The organism is Saccharothrix sp. HUAS TT1 (assembly GCF_040744945.1).
Classification (GTDB): domain Bacteria; phylum Actinomycetota; class Actinomycetes; order Mycobacteriales; family Pseudonocardiaceae; genus Actinosynnema.
This window is the reverse complement of sequence record NZ_CP160453.1, coordinates 4,174,109-4,199,013: the sequence shown is the minus strand read 5'-3', so window position 1 is coordinate 4,199,013 and position 24,905 is coordinate 4,174,109. Positions and strand designations below refer to the sequence as shown.

Sequence of the window (24,905 nt, the reverse complement as noted above, 5' to 3'; positions counted from 1 at the left end):
TGGTTACCCTAACCTAAGTCAACCGCCCGCGGGAGTGATCCAGCCCTCTTCACTGATTAGGCTAGCCTCACCTGGGAATCAGCGGAAGGCGGCACCGGGTGAAACCCGTCCTCAAGACGGACGTCCTCAAGACGGCGGTGACCGGGCAGTGGAGGTCGGTGGCCGTCGCCGCGGTGCTCGGCGCGGCCCACCAGGCCGGCGAAGCCGCGGTGCCGCTGCTGATCGGCGTGGTCATCGACGAGGCGGTGCGCACCGGCGCGGGCGGGCGGCTGGTGTTCTGGGTCGGCGTGCTGGCCGCGGTGTTCCTGGTGCTGTCGCTGAGCTTCCGCTTCTCCTTGCGCAGCGGGGAGAGGGCGTCGCACCGGGCCGCGCACGAGGTGCGGACCAGGCTGGCGACGCGGGTGCTGTCGACCGGTGGCGCGACGCGCGGCAGGCTGTCCGGCGAGCTGGCGAGCATCGCGACCAGCGACGCGCAGCGGGTCGGCCAGGTCAACCTGGCGCTGCCGATCGCGTTCTCCGCGGTGGTCGGCGTGCTGGTGGGCGCGGTGGCGCTGCTGCAAGTGTCGCTCGCGCTCGGCCTGCTGGTGCTGGTGGCCGCGCCGGTCCTGCTGGTCCTCGCGCACTTCCTCGGCAAACCGCTCGAACGGCGCAGCGACGCCGAGCAGGACCAGGCCGCGCTGGCGTCCGGGGTGGCGGCCGACCTGGTGGCCGGGCTGCGGGCGTTGAAGGGCATCGGCGCGGAGGCGACGGCGGCGCGGCGCTACCGGGCGACCAGCCGGTCGTCCATGGCGGCCGCGGTGCGGGCGGCCGGATCGCGGGCCTGGCTGGATGGCTCGATGCTCGCCCTGACCGGCGTGTTCCTCGCGGTCGTCGCGCTGGTCGGCGGGACGCTGGCCGCCGCCGGGACGATCACCGTCGGCGAGCTGGTGGCCGCCGTCGGGCTGGCGCAGTTCCTGCTGTGGCCGCTGTCGGTCTTCTCCTGGGTGAACGGGCTGCTCGCCCAGGGCCGGGCGTCCGCCGCGCGGGTGGCCGAGGTGCTGAACGCTCCCCCGGCCGTGCCGCCGGGCTCGACCGACCTGCCGGCCCCGGTGGCGGGCCGGGTGGAGCTGACCGGCGTGGTGTCCGGGTCGCTGCGCGGCGTGACGCTGGCGGCGGCGCCCGGCGAACTGCTCGGCGTGGTGGCCCGCGACCCGGCGGACGCGGTGTCGCTGCTGGCCGTGCTGGCGCGCGAGGTCGACCCCGAGGCGGGCTCGGTGACCCTGGACGGCCTACCGCTGTCCACTGTGGAGGGTGTCGCGCTGCGGTCCGCGGTGCTGGTGGCGGCGCACGACGCGGACCTGTTCGAGGGCACGGTGCGGGAGAACGTCGCGGCCGGCGGCGACCTGGTCGAGGAGGCGATGGCCGCGGCCCGGGTGGACGACGTGGCGCGGGCGCTGCCCGACGGGCTGGACACGGTGGTCTCGGCCCGCGGCCGGTCGCTGTCCGGCGGGCAGCGGCAGCGGGTGGCGCTGGCCCGCGCCCTGGCCGCCGCCCCACCGGTGCTGGTGGTGCACGACCCGACGACCGCGGTGGACGCGGTGACCGAGGTGTCCCTGGCCGCCGGGATCAGGCGGGTGCGGTCGGGCCGGACCACCGTCGTGGTGGCGACCAGCCCGGCGCTGCTGGCCGCGGCGGACCGGGTGGTGTTCCTGGCGGGCGGCGTCGTCGCCTCGGCCGGCGCGCACGCGGACCTGGTCGCGGACGAGGACTACCGACTGGCGGTGTTGAGCTGATGCGCGGACTGCTCGCGACCGCGTCCGGCGCGCGGACCTGGGCCGCCGTCGGCGAACTGGCGCGACCGCGCCGGGGGTTGGCGTGGGCGGCGCTGCTGGTGCTGCTGGTCGGCACCGCGGTCGGGCTGCTGACCGCGCCGGTGCTCGGCCGGATCGTGGACCTGGTCGGCGCCGGGTCGTCGGACATCGCCTGGCCGGTGGTCCTGCTGGCGCTGGTGGCCGTCGTCCAGGGCGTGTCGACCGCGTTCGGGACGTCGCTGGTGGCGCGGCTGGGCGAGGGGGTGCTCGCCGACCTGCGGGAGCGGTTCGTGGACCGGGCGCTGCACCTGCCGCTGGAGCGGGTGGAGGAGGCGGGCGCGGGCGACCTGACCTCGCGGGTGACCCGGGACGTGCAGGTGATCGCCGACGCGGTGCGCAACGCGCTGCCGGTGATGGCCCGCTCGGCGCTGACCATCGGGCTGACCGTGGTCGGCATCGCGGTGCTGGACTGGCGCTTCCTGGTCCCGGTGCTGCTGGCGCTGCCGATCCACGTGCACACCGTGCGCTGGTACGGCGGGCGGGCCGTGCGGCTGTACGCGGCGCAGCGGGTCGCCGTGGGCGTGCAGCAGCAGCAGTTGCTGGACTCGATCGGCGGCGCGGCGACCGTGCGGTCGTTCGGGCTGGCGCCGTCGCACGTGGCGCGGGTGCGGGTGCGGTCGCGGGAGGCGGTCGACCTGGCGCTGCGCGGCATCCGGCTGCTGACCCGGTTCTACGGCAGGCTCAACGCGGCCGAGTTCATCGGGCTGGCCGGTGTGCTGACGACCGGTTTCTGGCTGGTCGGCGCGGGTTCCGCGTCGGTCGGCACGGCGACCGCCGCGGCGCTGTACTTCCACGGCCTGTTCAACCCGATCAACGCGGCGCTGGCGCTGGCGGACGACGCGCAGGCCGCGACCGCGTCGCTGTCGCGGCTGGTCGGGGTGACCGACGAGCCGGCGCCCGCCACCGAGGGCCGGGTGCGGCCCGCCGACCCGGTGGTCGGGCTGACCGGCGTCTCGTACTCCTACGTGGACGGTCACCCGGTGCTGCGCGACGTCGACCTGGAGCTGGCGGCGGGCGAGCGGGTGGCGCTGGTCGGCGCGTCCGGCGCGGGCAAGACGACGCTGGCGAAGCTCATCGCGGGCGTGCACGAGCCGACCTCCGGGTCCATCACCCTCGGCGGGGTCGAGCTGGCGTCGGCGGCGCGGTCGGTCGCGCTGATCACCCAGGAGGTGCACGTCTTCGCCGGACCGCTGGCCGACGACCTGCGGCTGGCCCGGCCGGGCGCCGACGACGACGAGCTGCGGGCGGCGTTGGCGAAGGTCGGCGCGCTGGGCTGGGCTTCGGCGTTGCCGTCAGGTCTGGGCACCGTGGTCGGCGAGGGCGGCCACCGGTTGACCGTGGCGCAGGCGCAGCAGCTGGCGCTGGCGCGGCTCGTGCTGGCCGACCCGCCGGTGGCGATCCTGGACGAGGCCACCGCCGACGCGGGCAGCGCCGGGGCGCGGGAACTGGAGGAAGCGGCGGCGCGGGCGCTGGACGGCCGGACCGGGCTGGTGGTCGCGCACCGGCTCACCCAGGCCGCGACGGCGGACCGCGTGGTCGTGCTGGAGGCCGGTCGCGTGGTGGAGAGCGGGCCGCACGAGGAGCTGCTGGCCGCCGGCGGCCGTTACGCCGAGCTGTGGGCGGCCTGGTCGGGCACCCGGTCCCAGGGGGCGCGAACGCACGTCCCGCCGGTCGGACTGCTCGCGTCCGACCGGCGGGAAGGCTTGTGCGCCAGGGGTTCCGACTAGAAGAGGATGATGAGCAGGATCACCGCGAGGATGATGGCGATGATGGTCGGAACGGTGGCGGGCGACTTGCGGTAGTGGCTCTGCACCGACGTCGTGCGGAACCAGCTGTACGGCACGCGGCGACGGTGTCGCTGGACCCAGGGCATTTCGGCTCCCAACGTAGTGTTGTCCCCCATGCTGGGTCCTGGACTACCCGGGATCACCGGATCGAACACCTCCGGGTGATCGGGAACCGGTCCGGTCCGCCCGTGGCGAAACCCGGCGCGGTGCGGCGGTCGAGCGGTTTAGCTTGGCGGGCGTGGAGATCATCGAGGTGGCGCCCGGCCTGAGGATGCTGCGGTTCCCGGTCGGGCAGGCGTACGTGTGGGACGACGGCGGCGCGCTGACCGTCGTCGACACCGGGACCACCGGGCACGCGGAGCGGATCGCCGAGCTGGGACCGGTGGAGCGGATCGTGCTGACGCACTTCCACGACGACCACATCGGTTCGGCGGCGCGACTGCGGGCGCTGACGGGCGCGGAGGTGTGCGCGCACCCGTTGGAGGCGCCGGTGATCCGGGGTCTCGCGCCGGCGCCCGCGCCGGTCATCCCGCCCGAGGAGCGGGAGCTGTTCGACCGGATCACGCCGGGCGTGCCCGTCGCGCCGCGGTCACCGGTGGACCGGGAGGTGGAGGAGGGCGACGTCCTGGACTTCGGCGGCGGCGCGCGCGTGCTGTCGATCCCCGGTCACACGCCGGGCAGCATCGCGATCCACCTGCCGGAGCACGGGGTGCTGTTCACCGGCGACACGGTGGCCACCTGGGAGGGCGCGGCGATCCCGGGCGTGTTCAACGTGGACCGGCCGCGGCTGCTCGACTCGGTCCACCGCCTGCTCGCCCTCGAACCGGCCGTGCTGTGCGTGGGCCACGGCGACCCGCTGATCGCTCGGCCCTGACCGGTCAGCCCGATCGGCGGGCGACGAAGGCGGTGGGGAGGACGACCGGCTCCCTGGCCAGGGTCGCGCCCTCCAGCCGCGACAGCAGCAGCCGGGCGGCGGCTTCGCCCATCTCGCGCATCGGCTGCCGCACGGTCGTCAGCTCGGCGTGCGCGGCGATGGGTATGTCGTCGAACCCGACCACCGCGACGTCGTCGGGCACCTTCCGGCCGGCCGCGCTCAACGACCGCACCACCCCGAGCGCCGACAGGTCGTTGTGCGCGAACACCGCGTCGAACCGCAACCCGGTCGCCATCAGCTTCTCCGTGGCCACCGCGCCGCGATCGGTGCTGAAGTCGCCCTCCACCACCAACCGCGGGTCCACGTGCACCCCCGCGTCGCCCAGCGCGTCGAGGAACCCGTCCAGCCGCTCGCGCACGCACCCGAAGTTCGCCGGTCCCGTCACCACCGCGAACGCCGACCGCCCGGCCGCCACCAGGTGCTGCGCGGCGGCCTGCGCGCCCTCCCGGTTCGTGGTGCTGACCGACGGGAACCCGGGCCGGCTGCCGCGATCGTCGATCATCACCACCGGCAGGCCCTGGTCGTGCAGCGTCTCGATGTAGCTCAACGTGTCCGGCGGCTCGATCACCAGCAGCCCGTCGAACGCCTTCGCCGACACGTGGCTCGCGAACTGCGCCAGCGACTCCGAACCCCGGTTCACCGTGTACAGCAGCAGCCCGTACCCCTCGGCCTCCAGCTCGTCCACCGCGCCCTGCACCACCTCGCCGGTCCACGGCCAGGTCAACGACGGCACCAGCATGCCGACGGTGCGGGCGCGGCCGCGGGCGAGGCCGACGGCGCGGGCGCTCGGCACGTAGCCGACGTCCGCGATCACCTGCCGCACCCGCGCCGCCGTGGCGGCGTCGACGTCCGGTTTGCCGTTGAGCACGCGGGACACGGTCGCCTTGCTCACCTGGGCGCGTTGGGCGACTTCGGCGATCGTGACCCGCACGGTGCACTCCTCGGCTGCTGCCCTGCTGAAACGGTTCCGTAACCGGTACCGAAACCGGTTACGGACACGCAGTCAACCGCTACGTGCACGCAGCGTCAAGAGTTGTTCCGCGCAGGACCGATCCGGGCACACCGGTCAGGCGCGCCCCATTCGGGCGGTGGTCAGGCGACGACGGCCCGGCCGGTGGGCACCGGCCCAGGCGATAACAGCCCGACCGGCGGCTGCCGAATCCGGCGACGACAGCCCAGCCGGTCGGCACAGGCTCAGGCAACGGCCTGACCGGCGGGCGTCAGCTCAGGCGATGACAGCCCGACCGGCGGGCGTCAGCTCGGCGGGCACCCACGGTCCGGGAGCTTCGCGCCCCGCCGGGCGGAGCAGTCCGGCGTGAGCCAGCTCGCGAGCGGCGACCTGGTCGCAGCACAGCAGGCCGTCGACCCTGAGGTCCGGTTCGCTGCTCCGGGTCACCTCGGCGCGACCCGCCCCGATCGCGCGCAGCAGGGCTCGCGCCCGGTGGTTCAACTCGTCATCCATGTCCGATCACCATCATCCCCAGGTGGTTGTGCACCTGGTCTATCGCCGCGGGGCCGCGAAGTCTTACCGGGGCTCGGTCCCGCCTGGGTAGGGTCGGCCCCATGGGGATGGTCACGGCCGTGAGCCGCAGCGCCGAGCACACGTTCACCAAGCCGAACCAGGACTCGATCACGCTCGTGGCCGGCCTCGGCGTCGAGGGCGACGCGCACCAGGGCGTCACGGTGAAGCACCGGTCACGCGTGCGGCGCGACCCGACGCAGCCGAACCTGCGCCAGGTGCACCTCATGCACGCCGAGCTGCACGACGAGCTGAACGCCGCCGGTTTCGAGGTGGCCGCCGGCCAGCTCGGCGAGAACGTGACCACGCGCGGCGTCGACCTGCTCGCGCTGCCGACCGGCACGCTGCTGCGCCTCGGTCCGGAGGCCGTGGTGGAGGTGACGGGCCTGCGCAACCCGTGCCCGCAGATCGACCGGTTCCAGGACGGCTTGCTCAAGCGGGTCGTCGGGCGGGACGAGGACGGCAACGTGGTCCGCCGGGCGGGGGTCATGTCGGTCGTCCTGGTGGGCGGCGTGGTCGGGCCGGGCGACGGGATCCGGGTCGAACTCCCCGCCGGGCCGCACACCCCGCTGGTGCCGGTTTAACCGGGAAAATACCTGGTGAAGCCCGGTCCAAACCGCGCCGGACACCTCTCCCGAGCTATTCTGCGTGAATTGGAAACGTTAATTCACAGATTAGTGCATATCGGTGAGATGCGAATCCTGCCGAATACGTTCCACTCGATCGGGTCACCCCATTGCCATGCGACGAACACGAACCCTCATGGCGTCCTTGTTCGCCTCCGGCCTGCTGGCCGCCCCGCTGATCGGCGCGGGCTCCGCAGCCGCCGCACCACCGGAGACGGACCTCGTGCTGGCGGTCTACGACGAGCGGACCGGAGTCGAGAGCACCCGCCTGACCTGCGACCCGGCGGCCGGTGAGCACCGGGCGGCGCAGGCCGCGTGCGGCGAGATCGAAGCCGCTGACGGCGATTTCGCGCAGTTGGAGGGCACCGAGCCGCAGCTGTGCACGTTCGACTACACGCCGGTGACGGTGGCCGCGTTCGGTTCTTACCGCGGCGAGCCCGTGCGGTACGTCGAGGAATTCCCGAACCGGTGCGTGATGGAGCAGGAGACCGGCACGGTCTTCTCGTTCTGACCCGTCCACCGGACACCACCACCGACAATTCGACCCCGCGGCCGGAACCCGGCCGCGGGGTCGCCGCGCATTCACCGCCGATTACCCGCCCGGCGTTCCGCTGTGGCGACGGTCACCCAGATGGTTGTTCTTGCGAAGGAGGTTAGCCCTCGCCCAGATGGGTAGGTCGGTAGGCGAGAGCACGCCGACCGTGAGGAGTCCGTCGTGGACGAGAACCAGGTGGGTGCGGTCCGCGAGACCGCCGAGCAGGAAGGCACCGCCGTGGCGCAGCACGCCAGGCAGGCCGCCGGAGAGGTGCGTGCGACCGCGCGTGAGCAGGTGGGGCAGGTCGCCCACGAGGCGAAGGGCCAGGCCAAGCACGTCGTGCACGACATGCGCGAGCGCGTCGCGAGCGAGGCCGAGGACCAGGCGCGACGGGTGTCGAAGCAGATCGACCGGATCGCCGACGAGCTGGGGTCGATGGCCGAGAACTCCGGCCCGGACTCGCTGACCGCGGGCACGTTGCGCCAGGTCTCCGACGCCGGCCGGAAGGCGGCCCGCTACCTCGACGAACGGGGCGCGAGCGGCCTGCTGGACACGACTCAGGACTACGCCCGGCGCAAGCCGGGCACGTTCCTGATCGGCGCCGCGGTGGCCGGCTTCCTGATCGCGCGGGCCGCGAAGAGCCTCAACGCCCCCGACCAGCCGAAGCACGCGCAGCCGCAGCAGCCGCAGCACGGCTACACCGACACCCTGCCGACCACGCCGGTGGCCGCGCAGAGCGCGGTGCCGCCGGTGGCGTCCTCGCCGTCGCCGGTGCCGGAGTACAGCTCGCCGGAGTACGGCTCTTCACCGGAGTACGGCACCCCCGGCTACGGCACGCCCGGTTACGGAACGCCGACGCCGCGCGCCCCGTACCAGCCGGAGGGGGCGCCGTATGTCCAGCGCTGAGCCGCACGTGCGGGAGGTGCGGGTGCCGGAGAGCCGGATACCCCCGACCGGGGCGGCCGACGACGAGGCGTCGCTGGGGCAGTTGATCGGTGAGCTGACCGAGGACCTGTCCCGGCTGATGCGGCAGGAGCTCGAACTGGCCAAGGCGGAGATCCGCCAGGAGGCCACCAAGGCGGGCAAGGCCGCCGGGATGCTCGGCGCGGCCGGGTTCGCGGGCTACATGACCGCGGTCCTGCTGAGCCTGGCGCTCGCGTTCGGCCTGGCGACGTTCATGGGCCTGGGGTGGGCGACGCTCGTCGTCGCCGTGCTGTGGGGCATCGCCGGGTTCGCCCTGTTCTCCGCCGGCCGCGCGCGGCTGAAGACCGTCAACCCCAAGCCGGAGCGCACGATCGAGACGTTGAAGGAGGACGCGGAATGGGCCCGTCACCCGACCAAATAAGGCACGAGATCGACCGGACTCGCGCCGAGCTGGTGGCCGACGCGAACCGGATCGTCGACCACACGAGGCCGCGCAACATCGCCCAACGCCGGGTGGACCGGGTCCGGTCCCGGATGAGCACGTTGAAGGAGCGAGTCATGGGCACGGTTCCGGAGACCGCGTCGACGGTGCAGGACCGCACGGCGAACATGGCGTCCACCGTCGGTGACAGGGCGCACGACGCCGCGTCGACCGTCGGCGACAAGGCGCAGCAGGCCGCTTCGGTGGTCGGCGAGAAGGCGCAGGAGGCCGCGCACGCCGTGCAGAACGCGCCCGCGCAGGCACGGCAGCAGGCGCGCGGCAACCCGTTGGCGGCCGGCCTGATCGCGTTCGGGGCGGGCGCGCTGGTCGCCACCCTGATCCCGGCGACCAGGGCCGAGCAGGACGCCGTGCGGCAGCTCAGCGAGCGGGCGAGCGGCGCCGTGGAGCCGGTGAAGGAAGCCCTCACCGAGTCCGCGCAGAAGCTGAAGGACGACGCGACCGCGGTGGTCGGCGAGGCGGCGGACCAGGTCAAGCAGGTGGCGCAGGAAGCCACCCAGACGACCGTGGAGCAGGCCAAGGGCTCGGCCCAGGAGGTCGGCCAGCACGCCCGCGAGTCCGGCCAGCAGGTCAAGTCCGAGGTCAAGAGCCAGTAGCGGACCACCCTCCCGCTCAGCGCACGCGAGCAGCGCCGCTCCCCTTCGCGGGGTAGCGGCGCTGCTCGCGTTCGCGGTCCGTCCAGCGCGCCGGGAAGTCGCTCACGACGGCTCGCCCGCCAGGATCGGCTGCGCCACGGCGAACGCGCGGTTCGCGGCGGGGACGCCGGCGTAGACCCCCACCTGCAGCAGGACTTCCTTGATCTCCTCGCGCGTGACCCCGTTGCGCAGGGCCGCGCGGACGTGCATCGCCAACTCCTGCTCGTGACCGAGCGCGGCCAGCACGGCCAGCGCGACGCACGACCTCACCGGCCGCTCCAGCCCCGGCCTGGTCCACACCTCGCCCCACGCGTAGCGGGTGATGAAGTCCTGGAAGTCCGCCGTGAACGCGTCGGTGCGCGCGACCGCGCCGTCCACGTGCTCGTCGCCCAGCACCTCCCGGCGCACCCGCATGCCCTCGTCGAAGACCGGGTTCACAGGTGCTCGTCCAGGATCGCCGACACCTCGTCGGCCGCCTCCACGTTCGCCAGGTGCGCCCCCGCCACCAGGTGGAACGACGCGCCCGGGATCGAGGCGGCGACGGAACGGCCGCAGTCCGGCGGCGTGGCCTCGTCGTGCCTGCCCGCGATGACCGCCGTCGGCGCCTCGATGGCGGGCAGCACCGAGCGCAGGTCCATCACCGCCAACGCGTCGCAGCACCCGGCGTACGCCTCGTCGTCCACTTCGGACAGTCCGCGTTCGAACGCGGCCACCAGCTCCGGTGACCGGAAGGCCGGGGTGAACCAGCGGCCGACGACGGCGGGGGCGATGGAACCGGTCCCGGCCGCGCGGACGGCCGCCGCCCGGTCCAGCCACGGGACACCGGTCGGGAACGCGGCCGTCGTGCAGCACAGCACCAGTCGCTCGATGCGCTCCGGCGCGTGCCCGGCCAGCCACATGCCGACCATGCCGCCCATCGACACCCCGCAGTAGGACACCCGGTCCAGGCCGAGGGCGTCCAGCAGCTCCAGCACGTCGTCGGCGAGGTCGTCGATCCGGTACGGGCCCGCGGGCGCGCCGGACCCGCCGTGCCCGCGGTGGTCGTAGCGCAGCACCCGGAACCTCCGGTGCAGCACCGGTAACTGCCGGTCCCACAACGCCGTCGTGGTGCCCAGCGAGTTGCCCAGGACGACGACCGGCGCGCCCGGCGGACCGGTCAACTCGTAGTGCGGCTTCACGGCCGGCCCCTCCCCCGGTGCGCCGCCAGGGCGCGGTCCACGAACTCGCCCGCGCTGCCGGTGTACCCGGCCGGGTCGAGCGCGTCGTCCAACTCCGTCTCCGACAACCCGATCCGCAGGTCGGCCAGCAGCGCCTCGCGCAGCGACAGCCCGGACGCCGCCGCGGTCCGGCACACCTCGGCCACCAGCTCCTGCGCCTCGGCCCGGCCGATCCGGTCGGCCAGCCGACCGGCGACGTTCTCGGCCATCAGCAGCCCGCCGGTCAGGTCCAGGTTGCGGCGCATCCGACCCGGGTCGACCCGCAGCCGCGGCAGCAGCTCGCGGGCGCCGCGCACCGCGCCGCCGACCAGCCGCAGCAGGTCGGTGACGGTCTGCCACTCGCTGTGCCACGCCCCGGCCGCCCGCTCGTGCTCCTGCGCCATCCCCGACAGCACCGTGGCCACCAGCCCCGGCACGCGGCGGGTGCACGCGGTCACCAGCACCGCGCGCACCGGGTTGTGCTTGTGCGGCATCGCCGACGACGTGCCGCCGTCTGCCTCGGCCACCTCGGCGACCTCGGTCTGGGCGAGCAGCACCACGTCCTGGGCGATCTTGGCCAGCACCCCGGACGCCTCGCCGAGCGCGCCCGCCAGCTCGGCCACCCTGGTCCGGTTGGTGTGCCACGGGATCAGCGGCGCGGCCAGGCCCAGTTCGGCGGCCAGCTGCCCGGTCAGGTCGCCGCCCGAGCGCACCGCCGCCATCGTGCCCGCCGCGCCGCCGAACTGCACGGCCAGCCGCTGCTCGCGGACGCGGGTCAGCGCGGCCTCGGCCTCGTCCACCGCGACCAGCCAGCCCGCGCACTTGAGCCCGAACGTGGTCGGCAGCGCGTGCTGGGTCAGCGTCCGACCGGCGATCAGCGTGTCGCGGTGCCGCCTGGCCAGCCGCTCGCACTCGGCGGCCACGCCGCGCAGCCCGGCCAGGATCGGGCCCAGCGCCCGGTGCGCGACCAGCGACAGCGCGGTGTCCAGCACGTCCTGGCTGGTGGCGCCGTTGTGCACGGCCGCGCGCCCCTCGGCGGTGACGTGCGCGCCGATCGCGCGGACCAGCGGCACGACCGGGGTGCCCGAGGTGATGGCGCCCTCGCCGAGGGCGACCGGGTCGTAGTGCCCGACGTCGATGGCCGTGACCACCATCCGCGCCGCCTCCTCGGTCACGATGCCCGCCCTGGCCTGCACGATCGCCAGCGCGCGTTCGAAGTCCAGCATGGCCCGCACCCAGGCCCGGTCACAGGTCTCGGCCTCCACGTCCGGGTCGGTGAACAGCGTGCCCCACAGCGAGCGGGCCCCGCTCGACCGGGAGGTGTGCTCAGAGGTCGAAGAAGACGGTTTCATGCTCCCCTTGCAGGTGGATGTCGAAGCGGTAGCCGAGCGGGTCGCTCCCGGCGATGAGCGTGGCCCGCCTGGCCGGGTCGTCGATCGAGGTGAGCACCGGGTCCGCGGCGTTGGCCTCCTCGTCGGGGAAGTAGATGCGGGTGACCAGCCGCACCAGCATGCCCCGGCAGAAGACCGACACGTTGAGGTGGGGTGCCTCCCGACCGCCCCCGGGCACCGGCAGCGGGCCCGGTTTGACGGTCAGCACCGAGTACCGCCCGTCCGGGTCGGTGGCGCTGCGGCCGAAGCCGCGGAAATCCTGCCGGCGGACGGGACCGCGCGGGTCGTCGGGGTGGTCGAACCGGCCGTCCGGGTCGGCCTGCCAGGTCTCGACCACCGCGTCCGGCACCGGCGCGCCCGCGCCGTCCAGCACGACGCCGCCGACCCGGAACGCGCCGGGCGTGCCCTCGGGCACCACGAACGGGCCGTCCTCCCACACCAGGCCGAACGAGAAGAACGGGCCGACGGTCTGCGACGGCGTGGTCCGCAGCTCACTCATCGTCGTCGTCCTCGTCCAGCGGGGTGGGGTTCTTGCCGCGCAGCACGATGTCCCACCGGTAGCCCAGCGCCCACTCCGGCACGGTGGTCGCCAGGTCGAACCGGGCCACCATCGCCGCGCGCGCCGCCGGGTCGCGGACCGAGTTGAAGATCGGGTCCTGGTCGAACAGCGGGTCGCCGGGGAAGTACATCTGGGTGATCAGCCGCTGGGTGAACGCGGTGCCGAACAGCGAGAAGTGGATGTGCGCGGGCCGCCAGGCGTTGTCGTGGTTGCGCCACGGGTACGCGCCGGGGTGGACGGTGGTGAACGAGTAGCGGCCGTCGGCGTCGGTGATCGTGCGGCCGACACCGGTGAAGTTCGGGTCGAGGGGCGCGGGGTGGCGGTCGGCGTCGTGCCGGTACCGGCCGCCCGCGTTGGCCTGCCACACCTCCAGCAGCGTGCCCGCGACCGGCCGGCCGTCGCCGTCCAGCACCCGGCCGGCGACGATGATCCGCTGGCCCTGCGGCTCGCCGTCGTGGCCCAGGGTCAGGTCGTTGTCGTCCGGGCCCACGCGGCCCTCGCCGAGCAGCGGCCCGGTGATCTCGCCCAGCCGCTGCGGCAGCAGCGCGAACGGCCGGCGCGGCGCCCGGAGCGCGTTGGACCGGTACTCGGGGAAGTGCGCGGGCGGGTGCGACGACGCGTCCGAGCGGTAGGTCGGCACCTCGTTGTCCTCCGGATCGTCGTGCCGCGGGCGTCCGGCCGCGGGCGCGGCGGAACGCTATTGAGGGCGCTCGACGGAGGTCAACGGGATCTTCCACTCACCGGAAGGCGCGATCCGTCGGCGTGCCAGTCCGGCAGGTCCTGCCGACGCGCCGGGTAGGCGGGCCACGGCCCCAGGTCCGGCAGCGGCGACGGCTCGGCGACCTGCGCGTCGGTCAGCCCGGCGATCGCCCGGAGCAGCCGGCGGTGGGCGAGTGCGACCGCGTCCAGGGGTGGCTCCACGTCACCCGAGGCTAGCGACAGCCGGCACGGTGATCACCCCCTCTGGCGGACACGTCCTCGACCGGGATGCGACCGGCGCGACGATCAGCCGCCGAGCCCGGCCAGGCGCCGCCGCACCCGTTCGACGTCGTCGTCGCCGTCCTGCGCCCGGTACACCTCCAGCGCGCTCTCCCACGCGGCGCGGGCGGCGTGCGGGTGGGTGTTGTCCAGGTCGCGGAACAGGGCCGTCGCCTGCCGCAGGTGCCCGATCGCCTCGTCGTGCCGGCCGAGGTCGGCGTCAGCAGTGCCGAGGAAGCGGTGCGCGAGGGTGGCGGCGGTCGGATCGTGCGGTGCACCGCCGAACCGACCGCCGCTCACCGCCCACCTCCACCGCGCAGGCCGAAGTCCCGACGTGAGCAGGGTCGGGCGCGACGGCGGGACGTCAACCGCCGCCGGGTGATTCGCCCGATCACCGCAGACCCGATCACCGCCGACCTGCGCGCCGCCGACCCGCGCGCCGTCAGGGCGCGGCCTGCACCACCAGCAGCGTCAGGTCGTCGTGCTCGGTCGGCCCCAGCCAGTCGAACACCACCCGCCGCAGGTGGTCCGACACCGCCGAGGCCGACAGGCCGGCGCAGTCGGCCAGCGCCGACTTCAGCCGCGCGTCGCCGAACAGCTCCTGCCGGTCGTCGTGCTTGCGCGCCTCGGTCAACCCGTCGCTGTACAGCAGCAGCGTCTCGCCCGGCGCGAGGGTGACCGAGGTCTGGTGGAACCGCACCTCGGCCAGCACGCCGACGATGCCGCCGTGCACCGCCACCTCGTCCACCCGCCCGTCACCGCGCAGCACGAGCGGCGCGGGGTGGCCGCCGGCGGACAGGGTCAGCCGAAGCCCACCGGCCTGCACCGGCATCATCGAGCCGACCACGAGGGTGGTGAACAGCCGGCTGCCCGCCGCCCGCAGCGCGGCGTTGAGCAGGTGCAGCAGGTGCGCGGGCCGCTGCTCGACCACCAGCAGCGAGTGCAGGCTCTGCCGCACCCGGCCGCTGTGCGCCGCCGCCTCGATCCCGTTGCCCGCCACGTCGCCGAGCACGAACGCCGCGCTGCCGTCCTCGCGCGGGTGCACGTCGTAGAAGTCGCCGCCGATCATCGCCCCCCGGTGCGCGGGCTCGTAGACGCACGCCAGCCGGGCCCCCACCACCTCCGGCAGCGGGGTGGGCAGCAGGTTGGCCCGCAACGCCTCCACGACCCGCTGCTGCTCGCCGGCCCGGGTGCCGGCGGCCACCGCCGGCTCGACCCGCGCCGCGTACCGCTTGAGCAGGTCCACGCCCCACGTGCCGCCGAAGCACACCAGCGCGCCGCCCGGCGTCAGCGGCACCGCCACGCCCACCCCCGACACGCCCCACGGCCCATCACCCAGTTCGGTGAGTTCGGCGTGGTCGACCACCCCGTCCAGCACCTCGGTGAGACCGGGCGCGGTGCCGGCCACCTGAGGGGTGGTGCGGGCCACCGCCACGTCGCCGGCGGGCGTGCGCCGCCACCACTCCAGACGACCGCGCACCCCTGGCAGCACCACCACGGCGTGATCGACGGGCGCCAGCTCGACCACGGCCCGCACCGCGTCCGCGCGGTCGGTCAGCGGCGCCAGCAGGCGGGTGGCCTCGTCCAGGTGGTCGTCCACGCCCCGGTACCACGCGACCCAGCCGCCGCCGAGCTCCTGCCGCCGGGCGCCCCGGGCGGGCGCGGGCAGCGCCGAGCCGGTCCTCGCCTGCGGGAACAGCGCGCCTGCCGGGGAATTCGCCAACCGGACGACGCCTTCCGGGTCCAGCACGACGACGGCCTCGTGGAAGCCGTCGACCACGCGACGCCACGCGTCGAGGTCGAGGCCCGTCTCGGCGCCTTGCCGGTAGCCCTGGGCCATCACGGCTCCTGTGTGTCGGTTCGACCCAACCTATCGGACAAGCCACCACCAACAGTGGCAGGCTTGGCGCAGTTGCGCTGACATCGGAGGCTCGTGTGACGACCGCTCAGGACGACACGGACGTGACCCTGTCCCGACTGCTGACCGCGATGCGGGAGATGAGGGACGGCAACTTCCGCCGTCGTCTCGTCGTGCCGCGCGACGGGGTGGCGGCGGAGCTGGCCGGGGTCTTCAACGAGATCGCCGAGCGCAACCAGTGGCTGGTCGGCGAGCTGGTGAAGGTCCGCCAGTCGGTCGGCCAGGAGGGCAGGCTGGGCGAACGGCTCGCCCCGAGCACCGCCACCGGCGGCTGGGCCACCGCCGCGGACGCGGTGAACGGCCTGGTCGAGGACCTGACCAGACCGACCGCCGAGCTGAGCCGGGTGCTCGCCGCGGTCGCCGAGGGCGACCTGTCGCAGGAGATCGTGGTCGACGCCCGCGGCGAGGTCGCCGCGCTGGTGGAGAGCTTCAACTCGATGACGGCGACGCTGCGCACGTTCGCGGGCGAGGTCACCCGGGTGGCGCGCGAGGTCGGCACCGAGGGCCGGCTGGGCGGCACGGCGGCCGTGCCGGGGGTGGCGGGCACCTGGAAGGACCTCACCGACTCGGTCAACTTCATGTCGGACAACCTGACCAAGCAGGTCCGCGACATCGCGCAGGTCGCGACCGCGGTGGCGCAGGGCGACCTGACCCAGAAGATCACCGTCACGGTGGCGGGCGAGATGCTGGAGCTGAAGGACACCGTCAACACGATGGTCGACCAGCTCTCCTCGTTCGCCGACGAAGTCACCCGCGTCGCCCGAGAGGTCGGCACGGACGGCCGACTGGGCGGCCAGGCCCAGGTGCCCGGCGTCGGCGGCACCTGGCGCGACCTGACCGACAACGTCAACTTCATGGCGAACAACCTGACTTCGCAGGTCCGCAACATCGCCCAGGTCGCGACCGCGGTGGCGCAGGGCGACCTGTCGCAGAAGATCACGGTCGACGCGCGCGGCGAGATCCTGGAGCTGAAGTCGACCATCAACACCATGGTCGACCAGCTCTCCTCCTTCGCCGACGAAGTCACCCGCGTCGCCCGGGAAGTCGGCACCGACGGCCGACTGGGCGGCCAGGCCCAGGTGCCCGGCGTCGCCGGGACCTGGCGCGACCTCACCGACTCCGTCAACTTCATGGCCGGCAACCTGACCTCCCAGGTCCGCAACATCGCCCAGGTCACCACGGCGGTGGCACAGGGCGACCTGTCCCAGAAGATCGACGTCGACGCGCGCGGCGAGATCCTCCAGCTCAAGACCACGATCAACACGATGGTCGACCAGCTCTCGTCGTTCGCGGCCGAGGTCACCCGCGTCGCCCGGGAGGTCGGCAGCGACGGCCGACTGGGCGGCCAAGCACAGGTGCCCGGCGTCGCCGGGACCTGGCGCGACCTCACCGACTCCGTCAACTTCATGGCCGGCAACCTGACCTCCCAGGTCCGCAACATCGCCCAGGTCGCGACGGCGGTCGCCCGGGGCGACCTGTCCCAGAAGATCACGGTCAACGCGCGGGGCGAGATCCTGGAGCTGAAGGACACCATCAACACCATGGTCGACCAGCTCTCCTCCTTCGCCGACGAAGTCACCCGCGTCGCCCGGGAAGTCGGCACCGACGGCCGACTGGGCGGCCAAGCACAGGTGCCCGGCGTCGCCGGGACCTGGCGCGACCTCACCGACTCCGTCAACTTCATGGCGAACAACCTCACCGCGCAGGTGCGGTCGATCGCCCAGGTCACCACGGCCGTCGCGGGCGGCGACCTGTCGCAGAAGATCACGGTCGACGCGCGCGGCGAGATCCTGGAGCTGAAGTCGACCATCAACACCATGGTCGACCAGCTCTCCTCCTTCGCCGACGAGGTCACCCGCGTCGCCCGAGAGGTCGGCACCGACGGCCGACTGGGCGGCCAGGCGCGGGTGCCGGGCGTGGCGGGCACCTGGAAGGACCTCACCGACAACGTCAACGTCATGGCCGACAACCTGTCCACCCAGGTGCGGTCGATCGCGGCGGTGGCCACGGCGGTCGCGGGCGGCGACCTGTCCAAGAAGATCGCCGTCGAGGCGAAGGGCGAGGTCGCCGCGCTGGCCGACACGATCAACGGCATGGTGGACACGCTGCGGGCGTTCGCCGACGAGGTCACCCGCGTCTCGCGCGAGGTCGGCACCGAGGGCATCCTCGGCGGCCAGGCCAGGGTGCCGAACGTGGCGGGCACCTGGAAGGACCTCACCGAGAACGTCAACTTCATGGCGAACAACCTGACCTCCCAGGTGCGCAACATCGCCCAGGTCACCACGGCGGTGGCGCGCGGCGACCTGTCGAAGAAGATCGACGTCGACGCGCGCGGCGAGATCCTGGAGCTGAAGACCACCATCAACACCATGGTCGACCAGCTCTCGTCGTTCGCCCAGGAGGTCACCCGCGTCGCCCGGGAGGTCGGCACCGAGGGCAAGCTGGGCGGCCAGGCCGAGGTGGAGGGCGTCTCGGGCACCTGGAAGCGGCTGACCGAGAACGTCAACGAGCTGGCCGGGAACCTGACCCGGCAGGTGCGCGCGATCGCCGTGGTGGCCACCGCGGTGACCGCGGGCGACCTGACCCGGCAGATCACCGTGGACGCGTCCGGCGAGGTCGCCGACCTCAAGGACAACATCAACCGGATGATCGGCAACCTGCGGGCGTCCACCAGGGCGAACCAGGAGCAGGACTGGCTGAAGACGAACCTGGCCCGGCTGTCCGGCCAGATGCAGGGCCACCGCGACCTCAACGCCATGGCGTCGCTGGTGATGAGCGAGCTGACCCCGCTGGTGTCGGCGCAGCACGGCGCGTTCTTCCTGGCCGACCTGGAGTCCAACGCCCTGGACCTCACCGCGACGTACGGCTACCTGCCGCCCGCCCGCCGACCCGTGCGGTTCACCCGCGGCGACTCGCTGGTCGGGCAGGTCGCGGTGGAGAAGAAGACGGTGCTGGTCACCGACGTGCCGCCGGGGTACCTGGCGATCGGCTCCGGGCTCGGCTCCGCGCCGCCCGCCAACCTGGTGATCCTGCCGATCGTGTTCCAGGGCGAGACGCTGGGCGTGATCGAGCTGGGGTCGTTCGGCGAGTTCACCGAGGTGCACCTCGACCTGCTGGACCAGCTCAAGGAGAACATCGGCGTCAACCTGAACACCATGCTGGCCAACGCCCGCACCGACAGCCTGCTGGTGGAGTCGCAGCGGCTCACCGAGGAGCTGCGGGCGGGCTCGGTCGAGCTGGAGGCCAGGGCGCGGCAGCTGTCGTCGGCGTCGAAGTACAAGTCGGAGTTCATGGCGAACATGTCGCACGAGCTGCGCACGCCGTTGAACAGCCTGCTGATCCTGGCCAAGCTGCTGGCCGACAACCTGGACGGGAACCTGAACCCGAAGCAGGTGGAGTTCGCGAAGACCATCCACTCGTCGGGCACGGACCTGCTCCAGCTGATCGACGACATCCTGGACCTGACCAAGGTCGAGGCCGGGCACATGCAGGTGCAGACCGACCCGGTGCGGGTGGCCGACGTGGTCCGCTACGTCGAGGCGATGACCACGCCGCTGGCCACCGAGAAGGGGCTGGCGTTCGGGGTGGTGGTCGACCCGGACGTGCCGTCCACCCTGCACACCGACGAGCACCGGTTGCAGCAGATCCTGCGCAACCTGCTGTCCAACGCGGTGAAGTTCACCCACGACGGTGAGATCAAGCTGCGCATCCGGGCGGCCGAGGGCTCGATCGCGTTCGACGTGCAGGACACCGGCATCGGCATCCCGGCGGAGAAGCTGTCGGTGATCTTCGAGGCGTTCCAGCAGGCGGACGGCACGACGTCGCGCAAGTACGGCGGCACGGGGCTCGGCCTGTCGATCAGCCGGGAGCTGGCGGCGCTGCTGGACGGCCGGCTGGACGTCCGGTCCGAGCCGGGGCTGGGTTCGACGTTCACGCTGTACCTGCCGCTGGGCGAGCTGGGCCTGGTGGCGCAGGTCGAGGTGGAGCCGGAGGCCGTGGCGGAGCTGCTGACCCCCGCCGACGCCGAGCCGCAGTCCCTGGTCGCGCCGGCCGAGCTGCCGCCCGCGCCGATGCGGTTCCACGGCGAGAAGGTGCTGATCGTCGACGACGACCTGCGCAACGTGTTCGCGCTGACCAGCGTGCTGGAGCTGCACGGGTTGCAGGTGATCTACGCGGACAACGGCATCACCGGCGTGCGGGCGCTGGAGCAGTACGACGACGTGACGCTGGTGCTGATGGACATCATGATGCCGGAGCTGGACGGCAACGCGACCATGGCGGCCATCCGGGCGATGTCGCGGTACTCGGACCTGCCGGTGATCGCGGTGACGGCGAAGGCGATGAAGGGCGACCGGGAGAAGTCGCTGGCGTCGGGGGCGACGGACTACGTGACCAAGCCCGTGGACACCGAGCACCTGCTCCGGCTGATCGCGTTCTACCTGGGCGTCGAGCAGGACTGACCACCGCCCGCTCTTTCACCCGCACGGGGGAATCCGTCGTCGAACGGCCCGGCGCCGACCCACCCGGTCGGTCCCGGGCCGGCGCGCGGGACGGGGCGGTCAGCGCGGGCCCGGCGACGCGGCGCGCCACGCGGGACCGTCGGGGCGCGGGTCCCGGGAGCCGTCCGGGATCACGCGGCGGTCGTGGCCGACTCCACGGTGTCGTGGATGTGCATGACCTCGGTCAGCTCGGTGAGCCGGAACAGCTTGTGCACCGACGGTTGCAGGGACGCCATCCGGAACTGGCCGCCCCCGCCGTCGAGCCGCCGGTGCCAGTCGAGCATCAGGGACAGGCCGGTGGTGTCCATGAACGGCACGCCGCTCAGGTCGACCACCACCCGGTCGCCCGTGCTCTCCTCGAGGCGGTCGGACAGCACGGGGACCGTGTCCGCGTCCAGTTCGCCCGACACCGCGACGACCGTCCAGCCGCCCCGCACCTCACTGCGCACCCGCAACTCCATGGTGCACGAGCCTAGCCACCGGACCGACCGGATGCCGCCACCTGTTCGCCGCCACGCCGGCGCGGCCGGTCACGACGACGCCGTTGGCCGTCGCCAGGCGGCCGATCGGCGCGACCGCCCGGTGCCGCGCCGGGGGGATGTGCGACGATGCGGTGACGGCCGATCAACGGGAGCGGATGTGCGCAATGAGCCAGCAGCGCCGGTGGCCGTGACGCTGCCCGCCTCGGCGGGCTCATCGGCGCAGGCACGGCAGGTGGTGGGAGACGCGGCGGCGGCGTGGGGGCTGTCCGAGGACGCGACCGACGACGCCGCCTTGGTGGTGACCGAGTTGGTGTCCAACGCGGTGGACCACGCGACCGGCCCGGTGGGGCTGACCGTGACCCGGACCGAGTCCGGGATGCGGATCGAGGTGGCGGACGAGTCGACCGCCATGCCGCAGCCCAGACCGGTGCAGGTCGACTCGGCACGGGGGCGCGGGCTGATCATCGTCGCCGCCCTGAGCCGGTCGTGGGGCACGGACCTGACGGCCGACGGCAAGGTCGTGTGGGCCGAACTGGACGGCTGACCGGGCGCTCTCGGCCGGGGTGCCGCGCGGACGCGCGGAAGCCCCGACCGGGCAGGGTCCGGTCGGGGCGGGATCCGCGCCGGGTCGTGGCGGGCGCGGGGGCTCAGGCGGCGCGCGGGGCGAGCTCGCCCACTGTCGGGTGACACCCGGACGGGAACAATCAGGGACCCGATCCGCAGGGGTACGGCACTGATCCGGCGGGACGACGATCGGGTGGTCCACCACGCGGTCGGCGTTCGACGGGTGGGAACGGGGTAACCCCGGTGCGCCGACTAGTGAGGAGGTCAGGTGTCCACCACCGAGGCCGGTCAGGTGACCGGCACGCAGGACAAGGACTACAACATCATCTGGTTCGTCGAGGCGTGCCTGAGCAACGCGCTGCGGCTGGAGACCTACATCGCCGACGCGGAGCGCGCGGGTGACGGCGAGCTGGCGGACTTCTTCCGCCGCGCCCAGGGCGAGAGCCGCAAGGGCGCCGAGCAGGGCAAGCGACTGCTCGCGTCACGCCTGGCGCCCTAGCGGGCCCCGTCCTGGCGGGCCTGACGCCAACCGAAGGGCTCCGGACGCCGAAGGGCCGCCCTCCACGTCGGAGGGCGGCCCTTCGTCCGTCTCGGAATCCGCTACTGCTGCTCGCGGAACCGGTCCAAGCCTTCCTTGGCCTTGTCCGTGCCCGTTCGGATGTGCTCGGAGTGCTGACCACCGGTCCGCTCGTCGGCGAACTGACCGGCCTTGTCGATGCCCTGATCGGCCTTGTCGCCGTGCTGGCCGAGGGCGTCCTTGGCCTTGTCCTTCAGCTCGTCGAACTTGTCGCCAATGCCCATCTGCGCTCGAACCTCCTCCGAGTGTCCCTCTTGGACACCCCGCGGCACGGGTACCCGCGAGTCGGCGGAGTTGATGCGCGACGGGAGCTACGTCACCCGGTCGGGTCGGGGTCGGGCAGGCCGAGCATCAGCAGCAGCTCGCGGCAGTCGTTCGCGTCGACCGAGTTGTCCACCACGGTGCGGGCGGCCATGCTGCGCTGGATGGTCTCGGCCCGGTCCGCCGCGGCGCGCGCGTCGGCGAAGCCCACCGCGGCACCTTGGGAACGACCGGGTCTGGTCTGCGTCATGGCGAGAAGCCTCCCCTGCCGGCAGTGCCGACTGGGCCGGGGACCGCGCCGACCGAGTGCCGACAGCTCGTGCCCCAACCCGGAGGACTCTACTCCACGACCGCGTCGTCAATTTTCAACCAACCAAACGGCACTCTTGCCAGGAAGTGCCGGTCCGCGCTTGACTGGCCCGGTTCGTCGGTTCCCGACCGGAGGTGGACGTGCTCAACGCCAAGATCGCCGCGGTGGCCGGCGTGCTCGTCGGGCTGGTGGGCCTCGCGTCGCCGGTGACGGCCGCGCCCCAGGTCACCGCACTGCCGGTGGTGGACATGGAGGCCGTGCTCAAGGCCGCGCAGATCGACCCGCGCCGGGCCGACTCGGCCGTCACGCCGGGCAGCGGCGACAGCGTGCGGGCGGTCGAGCAGGCGCTCGTGGCGAAGGGCCTGCTGGCCTCGACCTACGCCGACGGGCACTTCGGCACCAGGACGATCGACGCCTACGCGGCCTACCAGCGCTCGCTCGGCTACACCGGGCTCGACGCGTCCGGCCTGCCCGGACCCACCTCCCTGCGGCTGCTGGGCGACGCGCGGTACACGGTCGCGCGCGTGGTGTCGGCGGGCAGCCGGGTCACCTACCGCGCCGCGCTGATGAACACCCGCACGAAGGCCATGCTGGTCGAGGCCGAGCGGCTGCTCGGCCGGTCGCTGGCCATCACCCAGGGCTCCTACAACCCCGGCGGCGTGCCCGGTTCGGCGGGCACCCACGACGGCGGCGGCGCGCTGGACGTCTCGGTGTCCGGGATGACCGCGACCACCCGCACGACCGTGGCCAGGGTGCTGCGCCAGGTCGGCTTCGCGGCGTGGGTGCGCACCCCGGCCCAGGGCGACTGGGGTTACCACATCCACGCGATCGCGCTCGGCGACCCGGACCAGGCCACCGGCGCGCGCAACCAGGCGGGTGACTACTACCTCGGCTTCAACGGGCTGGCCAACCGCGCGCCGGACGACGGGCCCGCGGTCAGCCCCAAGCGGACGTGGGAGGAGTACCAGCGTTCGCCCTAGCCGCCCGCACGGGGCTCTACCATGGCTGACATGGGCGTTGAAGTGCTCGAACCCCGGGACGTCCCGCTCGGCGGGCCGCGCGCGATGACCGTGCGGCGCACCCTGCCGCAGCGGTCGCGGTCCCTGATCGGCGCGTGGTGCTTCGCCGACCACTACGGCCCGGACGACGTGTCGGCCAGCGGCGGCATGGACGTCGCGCCGCACCCGCACACCGGGTTGCAGACCGCGAGCTGGCTGTTCAGCGGCGAGATCGAGCACCGCGACAGCCTGGGCGTGCACGCCGTCGTGCGGCCGGGCGAGCTGAACCTGATGACGGCCGGGCACGGCATCTGCCACTCGGAGGTCTCGACGCCGGGCACGACCGTGCTGCACGGCGTCCAGCTGTGGATCGCGCTGCCCGACGCCGACCGCGACGCGCCGCGCGACTTCCAGCACCACGTGCCCGACCCGGTGGCGCTGGACGGCGCGACCGCGCGGGTGTTCCTCGGCACGCTCGCGGGCCGGACGTCCCCGGTGCGCACGTTCACGCCGTTGCTGGGCGCGGAGCTGGTGCTGGACGCCGGGGCGCGGGTGGCGCTCGACGTCGACGGGGCGTTCGAGCACGGCGTGCTGGTCGACGTCGGCGAGGTGGCGCTGGACGGCACGCCGTTGGGTCACGGCGCGCTGGGCTGCGTCGACGTCGGCGCGACCCGGCTGGAGCTGGCCAACACCGCGACCGGCCCGGCGCGGGTGGTCCTGCTCGGCGGCCCGCCGCTGGGCGAGGAGCTGGTCATGTGGTGGAACTTCGTCGGCCGCAGCCACGAGGAGGTCGCCCGGTACCGCGACCAGTGGCAGGCCGGGTCGGAGCGGTTCGGCCGGGTCGAGGGCTACCCCGGTGACCGACTGCCCGCGCCGCCGCTGCCGGGGGGCCACCTCCGACCGCGCGGCAACCCGGCCCCCACCTCGCTCACGCCCGCCGAACCCCACTGACCGACGGCCGCGGCCGATTCAGCAGGGCGTCGGCGAGGGCGACCTCCTCCCGGTCCAGCGCGGTCCCGCCGTCCTCGACGTCCCACAGCGCGTTCTGCAGCACCCGCCCCAGGGTCCAGGCGGTGGCGCGGTCCCGGTCCAGCTCCAGCGCCTCGGTGAGCAGGTCGAAGCGGCGCAGCAGGGCGCGCGGCACGTCACCCGTGGCGACCACGGCATCCCAGCGCCCGTTCAGCGCGGGCCACAGGTCGAACCCGGGGTCGCCCGCCAGCGGCTCGGGGTCGATCGCCAGCCACGGCTCCCGCTCGCCCGCCAGGACGTTGTCGTGGTGCAGGTCCCAGTGCAGCAGCCGGTCGCCCGCCTCGGGCAGGACCTCCGCGACCGCCGAGGCGCACGTGCGCAGCAGCCCCCGGTCGGCCTGGTCCGGCAACGCGGGCAGCGCCGCCGGCGCCCGGTCGAGCATGGCGGCCGCGATGTCGGCCAGCCGCCGCACGCCCGGCGGCGCGGGCACGGCGACCAGGCGGACGAGCAGGTCGGCGATCACCCCGGTGGCGGTGTCGTCATCGGGCATCGAGGACAGCGGGCGGCTCGCGTCCAGCCGTTCCAGCAGCGCCGCGCCCGGCTCGTGGTCGAGCAGCCGGACCGCGCCGTCGCCGTCCCACGCGCGCAGGCCGACCGCCGCGGCGGCGTTGTCCTCGGTGACGGGTTGCAGCTTGAGCGCGGCGGGCGTGCCGTCCGGGCGGACCACCGGCAGCACCAGCCCCGCCATGCCGTGCGCGGCAGGGCCGTCCGGCCGCAGCTCCCACCTGTCCAGGACGTCGGCGGCCCGCGCGGGCAGGTCGGCCGGCCACGCCGACCCGACCGGGTCGTGCCGGTAGGAGGCGGCCAGCGCCTCCGGGACTTCGATCACCCCAC

General features: G+C 73.6%; 27 protein-coding genes. 13 read left to right on the top strand and 14 right to left on the bottom strand.

The window, feature by feature from the left end; translation table 11 throughout:
• Nucleotides 1-98: 98 nt before the first annotated feature.
• From AB0F89_RS20465 to AB0F89_RS20455, 3 genes are all read left to right on the top strand, one after another.
• Complete coding sequence (locus tag AB0F89_RS20465) at nt 99-1,772, top strand: ABC transporter ATP-binding protein (protein ID WP_367138520.1); 1,674 nt, start codon at nt 99-101, stop codon at nt 1,770-1,772.
• Nucleotides 1,772-3,577: an ABC transporter ATP-binding protein gene (locus AB0F89_RS20460; RefSeq protein WP_367138518.1), complete on the top strand. Its 1,806-nt coding sequence runs from the start codon at nt 1,772-1,774 to the stop codon at nt 3,575-3,577. Before AB0F89_RS20465 ends, AB0F89_RS20460 begins: the two co-directional genes overlap by 1 nt.
• 298 nt (nt 3,578-3,875) lie before the next feature.
• The gene (locus tag AB0F89_RS20455) at nt 3,876-4,511 is read left to right on the top strand and encodes an MBL fold metallo-hydrolase (protein ID WP_367138516.1); all 636 of its coding nucleotides are present in this window, start codon (nt 3,876-3,878) and stop codon (nt 4,509-4,511) included.
• A gap of 4 nt (nt 4,512-4,515) precedes the next feature.
• Here the strand turns inward: AB0F89_RS20455 and AB0F89_RS20450 are convergent, their stop codons facing one another.
• Together AB0F89_RS20450 and AB0F89_RS20445 are read right to left on the bottom strand one after the other, a co-directional pair.
• On the bottom strand, nt 4,516-5,502 hold the full coding sequence (locus tag AB0F89_RS20450) for a LacI family DNA-binding transcriptional regulator (protein ID WP_367138514.1): 987 nt from the start codon (nt 5,500-5,502) through the stop codon (nt 4,516-4,518).
• 294 nt (nt 5,503-5,796) lie between these two features.
• Nucleotides 5,797-6,033: a hypothetical protein gene (locus tag AB0F89_RS20445; RefSeq protein ID WP_367138513.1), complete on the bottom strand. Its 237-nt coding sequence runs from the start codon at nt 6,031-6,033 to the stop codon at nt 5,797-5,799.
• A gap of 101 nt (nt 6,034-6,134) precedes the next feature.
• Here AB0F89_RS20445 and AB0F89_RS20440 point away from each other — a divergent pair, with 101 nt between their 5' ends.
• From AB0F89_RS20440 to AB0F89_RS20420, 5 genes are all read left to right on the top strand, one after another.
• Nucleotides 6,135-6,674: an MOSC domain-containing protein gene (locus tag AB0F89_RS20440; protein WP_367138511.1), complete on the top strand. Its 540-nt coding sequence runs from the start codon at nt 6,135-6,137 to the stop codon at nt 6,672-6,674.
• Nucleotides 6,675-6,831: 157 nt separating this feature from the next.
• Complete coding sequence (locus AB0F89_RS20435; protein ID WP_367138510.1) at nt 6,832-7,227, top strand: SSI family serine proteinase inhibitor; 396 nt, start codon at nt 6,832-6,834, stop codon at nt 7,225-7,227.
• Nucleotides 7,228-7,431: 204 nt separating this feature from the next.
• The gene (locus AB0F89_RS20430; protein ID WP_367138508.1) at nt 7,432-8,157 is read left to right on the top strand and encodes a hypothetical protein; all 726 of its coding nucleotides are present in this window, start codon (nt 7,432-7,434) and stop codon (nt 8,155-8,157) included.
• Entirely contained in the window at nt 8,144-8,596 is a 453-nt protein-coding gene (locus tag AB0F89_RS20425; RefSeq protein WP_367138506.1) for a phage holin family protein, read from the top strand. Before AB0F89_RS20430 ends, AB0F89_RS20425 begins: the two co-directional genes overlap by 14 nt.
• Entirely contained in the window at nt 8,572-9,270 is a 699-nt protein-coding gene (locus AB0F89_RS20420) for a DUF3618 domain-containing protein (RefSeq protein WP_367138504.1), read from the top strand. The genes AB0F89_RS20425 and AB0F89_RS20420 overlap by 25 nt, the downstream gene beginning before the upstream one ends.
• A 102-nt stretch (nt 9,271-9,372) precedes the next feature.
• On the opposite strand, the gene pcaC is transcribed toward AB0F89_RS20420, so the two are convergent.
• The 8 genes from pcaC to AB0F89_RS20380 form a co-directional block, all read right to left on the bottom strand.
• Nucleotides 9,373-9,747, bottom strand: coding sequence for a 4-carboxymuconolactone decarboxylase (gene pcaC, locus AB0F89_RS20415; RefSeq protein WP_367138502.1), 375 nt, complete (start codon nt 9,745-9,747; stop codon nt 9,373-9,375).
• The gene (gene pcaD, locus AB0F89_RS20410) at nt 9,744-10,487 is read right to left on the bottom strand and encodes a 3-oxoadipate enol-lactonase (RefSeq protein ID WP_367138500.1); all 744 of its coding nucleotides are present in this window, start codon (nt 10,485-10,487) and stop codon (nt 9,744-9,746) included. The genes pcaC and pcaD overlap by 4 nt, the downstream gene beginning before the upstream one ends.
• Nucleotides 10,484-11,857 (bottom strand): 3-carboxy-cis,cis-muconate cycloisomerase, encoded by a 1,374-nt coding sequence (gene pcaB, locus AB0F89_RS20405; protein WP_367138498.1) that lies wholly within the window; start codon nt 11,855-11,857, stop codon nt 10,484-10,486. Before pcaB ends, pcaD begins: the two co-directional genes overlap by 4 nt.
• Nucleotides 11,832-12,395 (bottom strand): protocatechuate 3,4-dioxygenase subunit alpha, encoded by a 564-nt coding sequence (pcaG, locus tag AB0F89_RS20400; protein ID WP_367138496.1) that lies wholly within the window; start codon nt 12,393-12,395, stop codon nt 11,832-11,834. Before pcaG ends, pcaB begins: the two co-directional genes overlap by 26 nt.
• Entirely contained in the window at nt 12,388-13,095 is a 708-nt protein-coding gene (pcaH, locus tag AB0F89_RS20395; protein ID WP_367138494.1) for a protocatechuate 3,4-dioxygenase subunit beta, read from the bottom strand. The genes pcaG and pcaH overlap by 8 nt, the downstream gene beginning before the upstream one ends.
• An 80-nt stretch (nt 13,096-13,175) precedes the next feature.
• Nucleotides 13,176-13,376, bottom strand: a complete 201-nt coding sequence (locus AB0F89_RS20390; protein ID WP_367138492.1) for a hypothetical protein — start codon at nt 13,374-13,376, stop codon at nt 13,176-13,178.
• Nucleotides 13,377-13,460: 84 nt separating this feature from the next.
• Nucleotides 13,461-13,733 (bottom strand): hypothetical protein, encoded by a 273-nt coding sequence (locus AB0F89_RS20385; protein ID WP_367138490.1) that lies wholly within the window; start codon nt 13,731-13,733, stop codon nt 13,461-13,463.
• Nucleotides 13,734-13,875: 142 nt separating this feature from the next.
• Complete coding sequence (locus AB0F89_RS20380; RefSeq protein WP_367138488.1) at nt 13,876-15,273, bottom strand: PP2C family protein-serine/threonine phosphatase; 1,398 nt, start codon at nt 15,271-15,273, stop codon at nt 13,876-13,878.
• A 149-nt stretch (nt 15,274-15,422) separates the two neighbouring features.
• Between AB0F89_RS20380 and AB0F89_RS20375 the strand changes: the two genes are divergently transcribed.
• Complete coding sequence (locus AB0F89_RS20375) at nt 15,423-19,811, top strand: HAMP domain-containing protein (protein WP_367138940.1); 4,389 nt, start codon at nt 15,423-15,425, stop codon at nt 19,809-19,811.
• A 170-nt stretch (nt 19,812-19,981) separates the two neighbouring features.
• On the opposite strand, the gene AB0F89_RS20370 is transcribed toward AB0F89_RS20375, so the two are convergent.
• Nucleotides 19,982-20,311: an STAS domain-containing protein gene (locus tag AB0F89_RS20370; protein ID WP_367138486.1), complete on the bottom strand. Its 330-nt coding sequence runs from the start codon at nt 20,309-20,311 to the stop codon at nt 19,982-19,984.
• Nucleotides 20,312-20,513: 202 nt separating this feature from the next.
• Between AB0F89_RS20370 and AB0F89_RS20365 the strand changes: the two genes are divergently transcribed.
• Both AB0F89_RS20365 and AB0F89_RS20360 read left to right on the top strand, forming a co-directional pair.
• A complete protein-coding gene (locus tag AB0F89_RS20365; RefSeq protein WP_367138484.1) occupies nt 20,514-20,876 on the top strand; it encodes an ATP-binding protein in 363 nt (120 codons plus the stop codon).
• Between the two features lie 288 nt (nt 20,877-21,164).
• On the top strand, nt 21,165-21,395 hold the full coding sequence (locus tag AB0F89_RS20360; protein WP_367138482.1) for a hypothetical protein: 231 nt from the start codon (nt 21,165-21,167) through the stop codon (nt 21,393-21,395).
• A 101-nt stretch (nt 21,396-21,496) separates the two neighbouring features.
• Here AB0F89_RS20360 and AB0F89_RS20355 read toward each other — a convergent pair whose 3' ends face one another.
• Both AB0F89_RS20355 and AB0F89_RS20350 read right to left on the bottom strand, forming a co-directional pair.
• Nucleotides 21,497-21,697: an antitoxin gene (locus AB0F89_RS20355; RefSeq protein WP_367138480.1), complete on the bottom strand. Its 201-nt coding sequence runs from the start codon at nt 21,695-21,697 to the stop codon at nt 21,497-21,499.
• 92 nt (nt 21,698-21,789) lie between these two features.
• Nucleotides 21,790-21,945, bottom strand: a complete 156-nt coding sequence (locus tag AB0F89_RS20350; protein WP_367138478.1) for a hypothetical protein — start codon at nt 21,943-21,945, stop codon at nt 21,790-21,792.
• A 284-nt stretch (nt 21,946-22,229) separates the two neighbouring features.
• Between AB0F89_RS20350 and AB0F89_RS20345 the strand changes: the two genes are divergently transcribed.
• Nucleotides 22,230-23,024 (top strand): peptidoglycan-binding protein, encoded by a 795-nt coding sequence (locus AB0F89_RS20345; RefSeq protein ID WP_367138938.1) that lies wholly within the window; start codon nt 22,230-22,232, stop codon nt 23,022-23,024.
• Between the two features lie 30 nt (nt 23,025-23,054).
• Nucleotides 23,055-23,993 carry a pirin family protein gene (locus AB0F89_RS20340; protein WP_367138476.1) on the top strand — a complete coding sequence of 313 codons (939 nt, stop codon included), beginning with the start codon at nt 23,055-23,057 and terminating at the stop codon, nt 23,991-23,993.
• Here AB0F89_RS20340 and AB0F89_RS20335 read toward each other — a convergent pair.
• Entirely contained in the window at nt 23,971-24,900 is a 930-nt protein-coding gene (locus AB0F89_RS20335; RefSeq protein ID WP_367138474.1) for an aminoglycoside phosphotransferase family protein, read from the bottom strand. The two genes, AB0F89_RS20340 and AB0F89_RS20335, sit on opposite strands and share 23 nt — an antisense overlap.
• Nucleotides 24,901-24,905: the final 5 nt, after the last annotated feature.

Coding starts and splice junctions, on each gene's coding strand:
- AB0F89_RS20340 (WP_367138476.1), top strand. CDS start 23,055: ATGGGCGTTGAAGTGCTCGAACCCCGGGACGTCCCGCTCGGCGGGCCG.
- AB0F89_RS20420 (WP_367138504.1), top strand. CDS start 8,572: ATGGGCCCGTCACCCGACCAAATAAGGCACGAGATCGACCGGACTCGC.
- AB0F89_RS20440 (WP_367138511.1), top strand. CDS start 6,135: ATGGGGATGGTCACGGCCGTGAGCCGCAGCGCCGAGCACACGTTCACC.
- AB0F89_RS20375 (WP_367138940.1), top strand. CDS start 15,423: ATGCGGGAGATGAGGGACGGCAACTTCCGCCGTCGTCTCGTCGTGCCG.
- AB0F89_RS20445 (WP_367138513.1), bottom strand. CDS start 6,033: ATGGATGACGAGTTGAACCACCGGGCGCGAGCCCTGCTGCGCGCGATC.
- AB0F89_RS20425 (WP_367138506.1), top strand. CDS start 8,144: ATGTCCAGCGCTGAGCCGCACGTGCGGGAGGTGCGGGTGCCGGAGAGC.
- AB0F89_RS20370 (WP_367138486.1), bottom strand. CDS start 20,311: ATGGAGTTGCGGGTGCGCAGTGAGGTGCGGGGCGGCTGGACGGTCGTC.
- AB0F89_RS20380 (WP_367138488.1), bottom strand. CDS start 15,273: ATGGCCCAGGGCTACCGGCAAGGCGCCGAGACGGGCCTCGACCTCGAC.
- AB0F89_RS20460 (WP_367138518.1), top strand. CDS start 1,772: ATGCGCGGACTGCTCGCGACCGCGTCCGGCGCGCGGACCTGGGCCGCC.
- AB0F89_RS20435 (WP_367138510.1), top strand. CDS start 6,832: ATGCGACGAACACGAACCCTCATGGCGTCCTTGTTCGCCTCCGGCCTG.
- AB0F89_RS20355 (WP_367138480.1), bottom strand. CDS start 21,697: ATGGGCATTGGCGACAAGTTCGACGAGCTGAAGGACAAGGCCAAGGAC.
- pcaB (WP_367138498.1), bottom strand. CDS start 11,857: ATGAAACCGTCTTCTTCGACCTCTGAGCACACCTCCCGGTCGAGCGGG.
- pcaG (WP_367138496.1), bottom strand. CDS start 12,395: ATGAGTGAGCTGCGGACCACGCCGTCGCAGACCGTCGGCCCGTTCTTC.